This is a genomic window from Falsiroseomonas oryzae (assembly GCF_027856955.1).
Lineage (GTDB): Bacteria > Pseudomonadota > Alphaproteobacteria > Acetobacterales > Acetobacteraceae > Falsiroseomonas > Falsiroseomonas oryzae.
Window position 1 is genome coordinate 1 of the sequence record NZ_JAPSMD010000180.1, and the last position, 10555, is coordinate 10555.

At 71.4% G+C, this 10555-nt stretch carries 10 protein-coding genes; 2 read left to right on the forward strand and 8 right to left on the reverse strand.

Annotation, left to right across the window (positions count from 1 at the left end):
• Window positions 1-186: 186 nt before the first annotated feature.
• Window positions 187-1356 (reverse strand): deoxyguanosinetriphosphate triphosphohydrolase, encoded by a 1170-nt coding sequence (locus tag OZN99_RS17135; protein ID WP_270936478.1) that lies wholly within the window; start codon window positions 1354-1356, stop codon window positions 187-189.
• A 110-nt stretch (window positions 1357-1466) separates the two neighbouring features.
• Here OZN99_RS17135 and OZN99_RS17140 point away from each other — a divergent pair, with 110 nt between their 5' ends.
• Together OZN99_RS17140 and xth are read left to right on the forward strand one after the other, a co-directional pair.
• The gene (locus tag OZN99_RS17140; protein ID WP_270936479.1) at window positions 1467-1820 is read left to right on the forward strand and encodes a HesB/IscA family protein; all 354 of its coding nucleotides are present in this window, start codon (window positions 1467-1469) and stop codon (window positions 1818-1820) included.
• A gap of 34 nt (window positions 1821-1854) precedes the next feature.
• Window positions 1855-2628: an exodeoxyribonuclease III gene (gene xth, locus OZN99_RS17145; RefSeq protein WP_270936480.1), complete on the forward strand. Its 774-nt coding sequence runs from the start codon at window positions 1855-1857 to the stop codon at window positions 2626-2628.
• Window positions 2629-2632: 4 nt separating this feature from the next.
• On the opposite strand, the gene OZN99_RS17150 is transcribed toward xth, so the two are convergent.
• The 7 genes from OZN99_RS17150 to OZN99_RS17180 form a co-directional block, all read right to left on the reverse strand.
• Window positions 2633-2905, reverse strand: a complete 273-nt coding sequence (locus tag OZN99_RS17150) for a neuropeptide-like protein 29 (RefSeq protein ID WP_270936481.1) — start codon at window positions 2903-2905, stop codon at window positions 2633-2635.
• A 163-nt stretch (window positions 2906-3068) separates the two neighbouring features.
• Window positions 3069-4787 carry a dihydroxy-acid dehydratase gene (gene ilvD, locus OZN99_RS17155; protein WP_270936482.1) on the reverse strand — a complete coding sequence of 573 codons (1719 nt, stop codon included), beginning with the start codon at window positions 4785-4787 and terminating at the stop codon, window positions 3069-3071.
• Window positions 4788-4926: 139 nt separating this feature from the next.
• Window positions 4927-5613: a PEP-CTERM sorting domain-containing protein gene (locus OZN99_RS17160; RefSeq protein ID WP_270936483.1), complete on the reverse strand. Its 687-nt coding sequence runs from the start codon at window positions 5611-5613 to the stop codon at window positions 4927-4929.
• 202 nt (window positions 5614-5815) lie between these two features.
• Window positions 5816-6001: a hypothetical protein gene (locus OZN99_RS17165; protein WP_270936484.1), complete on the reverse strand. Its 186-nt coding sequence runs from the start codon at window positions 5999-6001 to the stop codon at window positions 5816-5818.
• A 14-nt stretch (window positions 6002-6015) separates the two neighbouring features.
• The gene (locus tag OZN99_RS17170; protein WP_270936485.1) at window positions 6016-8706 is read right to left on the reverse strand and encodes a valine--tRNA ligase; all 2691 of its coding nucleotides are present in this window, start codon (window positions 8704-8706) and stop codon (window positions 6016-6018) included.
• A 91-nt stretch (window positions 8707-8797) separates the two neighbouring features.
• The gene (locus tag OZN99_RS17175; protein WP_270936486.1) at window positions 8798-10282 is read right to left on the reverse strand and encodes a hypothetical protein; all 1485 of its coding nucleotides are present in this window, start codon (window positions 10280-10282) and stop codon (window positions 8798-8800) included.
• Between the two features lie 47 nt (window positions 10283-10329).
• The coding region (locus tag OZN99_RS17180) for a DUF2497 domain-containing protein (RefSeq protein WP_270936487.1) at window positions 10330-10555 on the reverse strand (226 nt) is incomplete at its 5' end.

Below are 10555 nucleotides of genomic sequence, written 5' to 3' on the forward strand. Positions count from 1 at the left end.
TCCGCGCCGGCGTGCCGGCGACGAAGTACTCCAGCAGCCGTTGCTGAACCGAACGCGACAGCCGGCTCCGACGGCGCCTAACCATCTCTCCAACCTAGCCTTTCCACCCTTAGCTAGGTCAGCCCCTTGTCCGAAACGCGCCGACCGCCCCGGACCGCGTAAAGCGCCAAAGCGCCAAAGCACGCCCTACCCCGGGATCGACGGGTCCGTCAGGCGCTTGTGCTCCTCCAGCGCGTAGCGGTCCGTCATCCCAGCCAGGTAATCGCAGACCGCCGCGGCCGCCGCAGCGCTGCCCGGCTCCCCCGCCTTGGCCTGCCACCAGGGCGGCAGCTGGCGCGGCTCGCCATGCAGCAGGGTGAACAGCATCTGCAGCGCCCGCTTGCATTTCTGCGTCGTGCGGTTGACCCGCCAGTGCCGGTACATCCGCTGGAACAGGAAGGCGCGCAGCTGGTTGTTCGCCTCCATCATGCCCTCGGAGAAGGCGACCACCGGCCGGTCATGCGCCCGGATATCGTCGGCCGACTTCGGATCCAGCGCCGCGATCCGCCGCCGCGTCTCCGCCACCACGTCGTTCACCATGGCGTTGATCACGCGCCGCACCGTCTCGCTCACCGCCCGGTCGCGCGGCAGGCCGGGATTGTCGCGCTTGGCCGCCTCCCACGCCTCGGCCACCAGCGGCAGCGGGGCCGCATCCTCCAGCGGGAACAGGCCGGCGCGCACGCCGTCATCCAGGTCGTGGTTGTTGTAGGCGATGTCGTCGGCGATGGCGGCAACCTGCGCCTCGGCGCTGGCGTGGCTCGTCAGGTCCAGCGGGTGCTTCCGGTCGTACTCCGCGATGAAGGGCGGCGGCCGGCGCAGCGGGCCGTTGTGCTTGGCCAGGCCTTCCAGCGTCTCCCAGGTCAGGTTCAGCCCGTCGAAGCCGGCATAGCGCGTCTCCAGCAGGGTCACCGCCTTCAGCGACTGCGCGTTGTGGTCGAAGCCGCCATGCGGCTTCATCATCGCGTCCAGCGCATCCTCCCCGCCATGGCCGAAGGGCGGGTGGCCCAGGTCGTGCGCCAGCGCCAGCGCCTCCGCCAGGTCCTCGTCGAGCGCCAGTTCCCGCGCGATGGAGCGGGCGATCTGCGCCACTTCCAGGCTGTGGGTCAGCCGCGTGCGGAAATGGTCGCCCTCGTGATAGACGAAGACCTGCGTCTTGTACTGCAGCCGCCGGAAGGCGGTGGAGTGGATGATGCGGTCCCGGTCGCGCTGGAAGGGCGACCGGGCGCCGCCGCCCGGCTCGGGGAACAGCCGGCCGCGCGAGTTCCCGGCATGCACGGCCCAGGGAGCCAGCCCGTCCGGCAGGCGCTTCGGATCCATTCCCAAGCGCTAGCATCACGTCCCGCGCCGCGGCAACCGAGCGGAAGAGGCGGCGGCTTGGAAACCGGACACCGCTTGTCCTATATCTCCAGGTCAAGGAGACTTCCCGCATGTCCGCCGCCGCCCCCGTCGAGACCAGTTTCCGCGTCACCCCCCGCGCCGCCGCCCAGGTGGCGGAGATCGCGACCCGCGAAGGCAAGCCCGGCGGCGGCCTGCGCCTGGCCGTGGATGCCGGCGGCTGCTCCGGCTTCCAGTACCGCTTCGCCATCGAGGAGACGCCGGCCGAGGACGACCTGGTCATCCAGGAAGGCCCCGCGCGGGTCTTCGTGGATCCGGTCAGCCTGGAACTGCTCGCCGGAGCCGAGCTCGACTGGACCGAGGCGCTGATCGGCGCCCATTTCGCCGTGAAGAACCCCCAGGCCGTCAGCGCCTGCGGCTGCGGGACCAGCTTCAGCGTCGGTTGATGGCGCAGCGCCGCGCGGGCAGTCTGCGCGGCCCATGGTCACCCTCGCCACCTTCAACGTGAACTCGATCCGCCGGCGCGCCGCGCATGTGCGGCGCTTCCTGGAGCGGAAACAGCCCGACCTGCTCTTCCTGCAGGAGCTGAAGTGCCGCACCGAGGAAGTGCCCGCGCTGGAATTCGAGGGCACCGGCTACCGCCTGCACGCCGTCGGCCAGCCGGGCGGGCGCAACGGCGTGGCCGTGCTCGGCCGCATCCCCTTCGAGGTCGTGGCCGAGTCGCTCCCCGGCGATCCCGCCGACACCCAGGCCCGCTACGTCGAGGTGGCCGCCGCCGGCATGCGCGTCGCCGGCATCTACCTGCCGAACGGCAATTCCGGCGGCGACGAGGGCTACGGCTACAAGCTCGCCTGGATGGCGCGACTGCGCACGCTCGCCGCGGAGCGGCTCGACAGCTTCACGCCCTTCGCGATCCTCGGCGACTTCAATGTCTGCCCCACCGCGCTGGACCTGGCGCCAGGCGCGCTGCCGCCGACCGACGCGCTGGTGCGCCCCGAGACCCGCGCCGCCTGGCGCGCGCTGGAGCATCTCGGCCTGACCGATGCGCTCCGCGCACTGCATCCGGGCCAGCGGCTCTACACCTACTGGGACTACGGCGCGAATTTCGACGCCAATATCGGCCTGCGCATCGACCACGCCCTGCTCTCGCCGGAACTCGCCGAGCGTCTGGCGGCGGCCGAGGTGGACGTCGCCCCGCGCAGCGAGGAGAGCCCCTCGGACCACACGCCCGTGCTGGTCGAACTCGCGTCCTGACTGCCTACCAGCGCCGATACGGCCCGTGCGGCGGCCGCCCGTGCCAATGCGGGCGCGGCGCGTGCCAGCGCGGCTGATAGTAGGCGCGCGGTGGCGGGTAGTAGGGCCGATACACCGGCGCCGGGCGCCAGACGGGAGGCGGCGGCGCGTAGTAGGGACGATGGCCGTAGCCATACCCGTAGCCGTAGCCATAGGCGGGCTGGACACTGCCCGCCACCACGCAGCCGGGCGCGAGCGCCAGCGGCAGCAGGAGTGTCAGCAGGCGGAGCGAACGCATGGGGCCCTCCGGCGCGCGGCGGCCGGGTGAAGGGCTTGGCCACCGCATGCCAGAGTCAACGCCCGCCCCGTGCCGAAGGCCCGGCGGCTTCGGGGCGGATCCGTGGCGGTCGCGGCGGCACCGTGGCAGGCGCCGCCGGAACCAGCCCGGCGCCGATCACATCCTACTGATCGGCGTAGACATGGCTCTCCTCGGCGGCGCCGGGGTGGGTGACCGCCCCGTTCACCGCCGGCCCGACGAGCTGCGCATACTTCCACAGCGCGCCGGCGCTGTAGTCGGTCTTGCGCGGCTTCCAGGCGGCCCGGCGCTTCGCCAGGGTCGCCTCGTCCACCATCAGGTCGATCGTGCCCTTCTCCGCGTCGATGACGATGCGGTCGCCGTTCTCGATCAGCGCGATCGGGCCGCCCACCGCGGCTTCCGGCCCGACATGCCCGATGCAGAAGCCACGCGTCGCGCCGCTGAAGCGCCCATCGGTGATCAGCGCCACCTTGTCGCCCATGCCCTGGCCGTAGATCGCGCTGGTCGTCGAGAGCATCTCCCGCATGCCCGGGCCGCCCTTCGGCCCCTCGTAGCGGATGATGATCACGTCGCCCGGCTTGTAGGCGCGCATCTCCACCGCCTTGAAGGCGTCCTCCTCGCAGTCGAAGCAGAGCGCCGTGCCTTCGAAGCGAAGCGCCTTCATGCCGGCGATCTTCACGATGGCGCCCTCCGGCGCGAGCGTGCCCTTCAGGGACACCACGCCGCCGATCGGGCTGATCGGATCGGAGGTCGGGCGCACCACGTCCTGGTCCTTCGGGACGATCACCTCGCGGTGGTTCTCCGCCAGCGACCTGCCGGTGACGGTCATCGCGTCGCCGCGCAGGTAGCCGCCCTCGAGCAGCGCCCTGATGATCACCGGCACGCCGCCGACGTTGTAGACGTCGAGCGCGACATACTTCCCGCCCGGCTTGAGGTCGGCGATGTGCGGCGTGGCGCGCATGATCTCCGCCACGTCGTGCAGGTCGAACTTGATCCCTGCCTCGTGCGCGATGGCCGGCAGGTGCAGCGCGGCGTTGGTGGACCCGCCCGTCGCGCCGACGATCGCCGCGGCGTTGAACAGCGCGTCGCGGGTGACGATGTCGCGCGGGCGCAGGCTGCGGCGAATCAGCTCCACCACCGCCTCGCCCGACTTCTCCGCCCAGTAGTCGCGGTTCTCGTCGGGCGCGGGCGCGCCGGCGGAGCCGGGCAGCGCCAGGCCGATGACCTCGCTGATGCAGGCCATGGTGTTGGCGGTGAACTGGCCGCCGCAGGCGCCGGCGCCGGGGCAGGCGTGCTGTTCCAGCTCCAGCAGCTCCTCGTCGGACATGTTGCCCGCGGCGTGCTGGCCCACCGCCTCGAAGACGTCGAGCACGGTGACGTCGCGGCCGCGGTGCTTGCCCGGCATGATGGAGCCGCCGTACATGAACACGCTCGGCACGTTCAGGCGCACCATCGCCATCATCAGCCCGGGCAGCGTCTTGTCGCAGCCGCCGAGGCCGACCAGCGCGTCATAGCAATGGCCGCGCATGGTCAGCTCCACGCTGTCGGCGATGATGTCGCGGCTGGCGAGCGACGCCTTCATGGACTGGTGGCCCATGGCGATGCCGTCGGTGACGGTGATGGTGGTGAATTCGCGCGGCGTGGCGCCGCCGCGCTTCACGCCGACCTTCACGCTCTGCGCCTGGCGGGACAGCGCGATGTTGCAGGGCGCGGCCTCGTTCCAGCAGGTGGCGACGCCGACGAAGGGCTGCTCGATCTCCTCCTTCGTCAGGCCCATCGCGTAGTAGTAGCTGCGGTGCGGCGCGCGCTCCGGCCCCACGGTGGTGTGGCGGCTGGGCAGCTTGGACTTGTCCCACTTGGTCATGGATCTGCGTTCCCGAGGCGATCTGGCCATGCCTTTTCGCGCGCGCCGCGCGGCGGGGCAAGCGCGGGCGGGCGGCGCGCCGGAACGAAAAAGGGCGGCCCCCGGCAGGGGCCGCCCTTCGCGGGTCGCGGACCGTGCTTCAGCCCGCGCGGTGGCGCCGGACCAGGCCGAGCCCGGCCAGGCCGAGGCCGAGCAGCGCCAGCGAGCCGGGCTCCGGAATGGGGACGCCGTCCACCCGGGCTGACTTGATGTCGATGTTGTGGATGTCGCCGATCCGATTGCAGGGCTCTGTCTGGCCGACGATGCAATCCGCGTCCACGTAGCTGATCGTCAGGCTCCGGATCAGGTCGCCCCCGGTGGCCTGGACGAAGTAGTGCTGGTTCTGTCCGTTGTCCGGCTCCCAGGGGAAGTTCAGCACCTCGGATTCGACCGCGCCGTTCTGGTTGGTCGCCGCGAGCGTCAGATTGCCGCCGACGTGGTTCTTCGTGGTGGGCGCCAGCATGAACTCGACATAGGTCCAGGCATAGGGCAGCGCCGGCGTCAGCGAGATGGCGTTGAAGCCCGCCCCGCCGGGCCCGCTGTCCACGACCTGGCCGCTGCCGTGCAGGACCATGTCGTCCAGGCTCACCACGACGACGTCGTAGACCGGCGCCGGGTTGGTGTTGCCCGTGATGGTCGTGCCGGAGCCGGCGCCGTGGAAGTTCACGGACTGGTCGCAGTCGCCGCAATTGCCGGACTGGTAGCCGATGACGAACCCGGCCGAGGCCGGACCGGCGCTGACCATACCGAGCGCGGCGAGCGCCAGGAGCTTCGAAGGCAGTTTCACGCGGAATCCCCCCTGCATCGGCGACCCCCGGCCGCCGGTCGCGGAACCCGGGCGCTGATTCGCCGGGCCGTGCGTGCACGCTAGCGAGGCGGCACCCGCTCAGGAATTGAGATTGCGCAAGTCTTTATGTATGAATATGCAAGATGTTATGAACCGCATGTAAGCCGCCTGGCCGGGGTCCTCGCCACGGGCGACTACGTGCCTAGCCCGTCGCCAGCAGGAAGCCGATGCCGGCGACGAGCCCCAGCACGGCGCCCACGGCCTGCGCCTGCGGGCGGGTGAGGCGGCGGCCCATCAGCTCGCGCTTCGGCAGCGCCTCCGCGCAGAAGATCACCGGCGCCGAGAACAGCACGATCGCCACCAGCAGCTTGACCGTGCCCATGTCCATCCCGCGTCCCTCCCCTAGCCGGCAATTCGTGCCAGCGCGGCATCGAGGCGCGCCATCTCGGCCTCGGCGGCGGCCAGGCGCTCGCGGTTCTCCTCCACCACCTCCTCCGGCGCGCGGGCGACGAAATCGGCATTGCCGAGCTTGGCCCTGATCTTCTTCGCCTCGCCCTCCGCCGTACCGCGCGCCTTGGCGAGGCGGGCGCGCTCGGCGGCCAGGTCGATCACGTCGGCCAGCGGCAGCATCACCGTCGCCTCGCCGACCACGACCTGCGCAACGCCCTTCGGCGCCGCGCCGTCCAGCGGCTTCACCTCCGTCGCGCGGGCCAGCCGGCGGATCGCGTCGATCCAGGCGGCCGCACGCGCCAGCGTGGTGCCGCTCGCACCCTGCAGCAGCAGGGGCACGGTGACGGAGGGCGGCACGTTCATCTCGGCGCGCGCGCCGCGCACCTCGCCGATCAGCGCCACCACCCAGTCGAGCTCCGCGCGCGCCGCCTCCGCATCCTGCACGGCAACGGCGTCGGGCCAAGCCGTGCGGATCAGGCTGCCCTCCGCGCCGTAGCCGAAGCGGTGCCACAGCTCCTCCGTCACGAAGGGCATGGCGGGGTGCAACAGGCGCAGGATGGTGCCGAAGACATGCCCGGCCGCGCCCTTCACCTCGGCCTTCTCCGGGCCGTCCGGCCCGTTCAGGACGGGCTTCGCGAACTCGATGAACCAGTCGCAGTAGGTGCCCCAGGTGAAGCGGTAGGCGGCGGCGGCGTATTCGTCGAAGCGGTAGGCCTCGAGCGCCGCGGTACACTCCGCGACCGCGCGGTTGCCGGCGTCCAGCACCCAGCGCGCCAGCGGCGAGGTCGCCTTCGCCGGCTCGAAGCCCAGATCCGCCGCGATGCCGTTCATCTCCAGGAAGCGCGCGGCGTTCCAGATCTTGGTGACGAAGCCGCGGTGGTCCTCCACCCGCTTGCGGCCGAGCTTCACGTCGCGGCCCGGGCCGGTCAGCGCGGCGATGGTGAAGCGCAGCGCGTCGGCGCCATAGGCGTCGATCAGCTCCAGCGGGTCCATCACGTTGCCCTTGGACTTCGACATCTTCTGGCCCTTCTCGTCGCGGACCAGGCCGTGGATGTAGACGTGGCGGAACGGCACCTCGCCCATGAAGTGGATGCCCATCATCATCATGCGGGCGACCCAGAAGAAGATGATGTCGAAGCCCGTCACCAGCACGCTGCCGGGATAGTATTTCGCCAGCTCCGGCGTCTTCTCGGGCCAGCCGAGCGTGGAGAAGGGCCAGAGCGCGCTGCTGAACCAGGTGTCCAGCACGTCGGGGTCGCGCGTCAGCGCGACGTCACGGCCGAGCTTCGCGCGCGCCATCTCCGCCGCTTCCGCCTCGCTGCGCGCCACGAAGACCTCGCCGTCCGGCGCGTACCAGGCCGGGATCTGGTGTCCCCACCAGAGCTGGCGCGAGACGCACCAGGGCTGGATGTCGCGCATCCACGCGAAGAAGGTGTTCTCCCACTGGCGCGGCACGAACGCCGTCTGGCCGGTCTCCACCGCCTTGATGGCGGGCTGCGCCAGGGTCTTCGCGTCCACGTACCACTGCATGGTCAGCCGCGGCTCGATGGGCACGCCGGAGCGGTCGCCATGCGGCACCTGGTGGGTGTGCGGCTCGATCTTCTCGACCAGCTCGAGCTCCTGGAGGCGCGCGACGATGCGCTTGCGCGCCTCGAAGCGGTCCACGCCGTCCAGCGCGCGCACGAAGTCCGGGTCGCCACCCACGGCCGAGAGCGCGGCGGCGATCTCCGCCACCATCACCCTGGCGTCCGCATCCAGCACGGACGGCATCGGCAGGTCGTGGCGCCGGCCGACCTCGAAGTCGTTGAAGTCGTGCGCCGGGGTGATCTTCACCGCGCCCGTGCCCTTCTCCGGGTCGGAATAGGCATCCGCCACCACCGGGATGCGCCGGCCGACCAGCGGCAGGATGAGGTGCTTCCCGACCAGGTCGCGATAGCGCTCGTCATCCGGGTGCACCGCCACGGCGACGTCGCCCAGCATCGTCTCCGGCCGCGTGGTCGCCACCGTCAGGAAGCGGCCCGGCTCGCCGGCCACCGGATACTTCAGATGCCAGAGGCTGCCCTTCACCTCCCGGCTCTCGACCTCGAGGTCGGAGATCGCGGTCTGGAACACCGGGTCCCAGTTGACGAGGCGGCGGTCGCGGTAGAGCAGCCCCTGCTCGTGCAATGTCACGAAGACCTGGATGACGGCCTTCGAGAGCCCCTCGTCCATGGTGAAGCGCTCGCGCGGCCAGTCCAGGCTGGCGCCAAGCCGGCGCAGCTGCCGCGTGATGGCGCCGCCGGACTGCGCCTTCCATTCCCAGACATGCTGCAGGAAGGCCTCGCGGCCCATGCTGCGGCGGTCCTGGCCCTGGCTGGCCAGCAGGCGCTCCACCACCATCTGGGTGGCGATGCCGGCATGGTCGGTGCCGGGCTGCCACAGCGCATCGCGCCCCTGCATCCGCCGCCAGCGCGTCAGCATGTCCTGGATGGACATGGTCAGCGCATGGCCGATGTGCAGGCTGCCCGTGACGTTGGGCGGCGGGATCATGATGGTGAAGGGCTGCGCCGGGGAGGCGGGATGGCAGGCGAAGGCGCCCGCCTTCTCCCACAGGTCGTAGAGGCGCGGCTCCACCGCCGCCGGATCGAAGGTCTTGTCGAGCATGCCGGCATCCCTTCCGCGCCGGTGCGGCAACGTCAAGGGCCAAGCGGGCGGGGCGCCCATGCCGCGGGGGCGGCCGGAAACCCGGCGCAGCCTACTGGCCGGCGGGCCGCGGCCGCAGGATGACGTGCTTCCCGGACGCCACCGCCACCGCATAGTTGTCGCGGATGCTGTTGGCGACCAGGGTGGGGAAACGCCGCATCGGGCCCCTTCCCTCCAGCGTCGCCGGCACGTCCTGGCCCAGTTGCACGGCCGGGAAGCTGCGCGCGGCAAACAGCCCGGCGACCGCCGCCCCGTCCAGCCGCCCGACGCGGATCTGGTCGTCGACGAAGTAGGTGTCGTAGATCACCCGCTTGCCGGCGCGCAGGCAGAGCACGAGGTCCTCGCAGACGATGTCGCCCGGCAGCTCGGCCAGCTGCCGTCCCATCTCGCGGTAGGATGTCGCCAGTTCGACGCGCGCGCGCTGCTCCTTCAGGACGCCCCAGACCGCGCCGGGCGCCACGCCGAGGGTCGAGCCGGCCGGCAGCAGCAGCGCCATGGCCAGCACGACGCCCTGCCCGCGCCGGCCCGTCTCCGGCCAGACCTCGCCGAAGGGCACGAAGCAGACGATGGCGGCGACGGCCATCAGGTCGAAGAAGATGTTCAGCGCCACGCCGTTGCCGGCGGAGAAGAAGACCGAGAATCCGAGGGTGGAGGCGAACAGCAGCGTCAGGAGCCCGCGCTGCGGGTGGCGCCAGGCCCAGAGCAGGCCGAGCGCGACCACCGCCGCCAGCAGCAGCGTCCCGCAACGCTCGATCAGCGTCATCACCATCGGCACGGCGTACCAGCGGGAGACCGCACGCTCGAAGAAGATGTGGGCCAGGGCATGGCCACCTTCCGCGAAGAGCGTCCAGGCGAGCATCGGGATGGTGGCGCCGATCCCGGCCAGGACCCAGACCGCCAGCCGGCGCCAGTCGCGCGTCGCCAGCAGGTGCAGGCCCAGCGCGACGGGGATGGCGACGAAGGACAGCTTGGTGAACACCGCCGCCGCGATGAGCACGGCCGAGCCGACCAGCAGCCAGCGCCGCGGCCCGGCCAGCAGGAACGCCGCGAGCCCGGCCAGAGAGAAGGCCAGCCCCAGCAGGTGGGGCTCATTCGCACCGACCCAGCCGATGCCGACCGCGATCGGCGCGGCGACGACGATGCCGAAGGTCAGCGCGGCGCAGGCGGCGTGGAGCAGCCGGGCACCGAAGAGCCAGGCGCAGAGGCCGACCATGCCGCAGCAGAGCGCGAAGGCCGCGAAGGAGACGAGCCTGCCCGCCACCAGCGCATCCAGCCCGCCCAGACCCGCAGTCAGCGCGACGACGTAGAAGGACAGCGGCGGGTAGTTGGCGACGGTGAAGGTCGGCGCGCTGCCGTAGAGCGGCCGGCCCTCCAGCACCGTGACCTGGTGGGCCATGTTCCAGCCCTCGCTATAGAGGATCGACAGCGGGCTGAGCGAGGTGACGAAGCTGGCATAGAGCACGCCTGCCAGGGCGACCGAGAGGACGAACGCCGCGGCCAGGCCGCCGCGCCCGATGGCGAGTTGGAACCTGGCCACGCTGAGCTCCGTGTCCTTCAGGCGTGCGGCCCGGCCGGTCGCGCCAGCTACAGCGCGCGCCCGACCACCCGCTCGATCTCGGCCCGCACCAGCCGCTCCACCAGCGGCGGCAGGTGATTGTCGAGCCAGTCCTTCAGCAGGGGGCGCAACTCCTCGCGGACCACGTCCTCGATCGTCGGCCCGCCGCGATGGACGGTGGCGGCGCGTTCCTGCGCGACGGTGCGCAGCAGCTTGCCGACCGCCGCCGTGGTCGCCGCGGCGACCGCGGGCGCC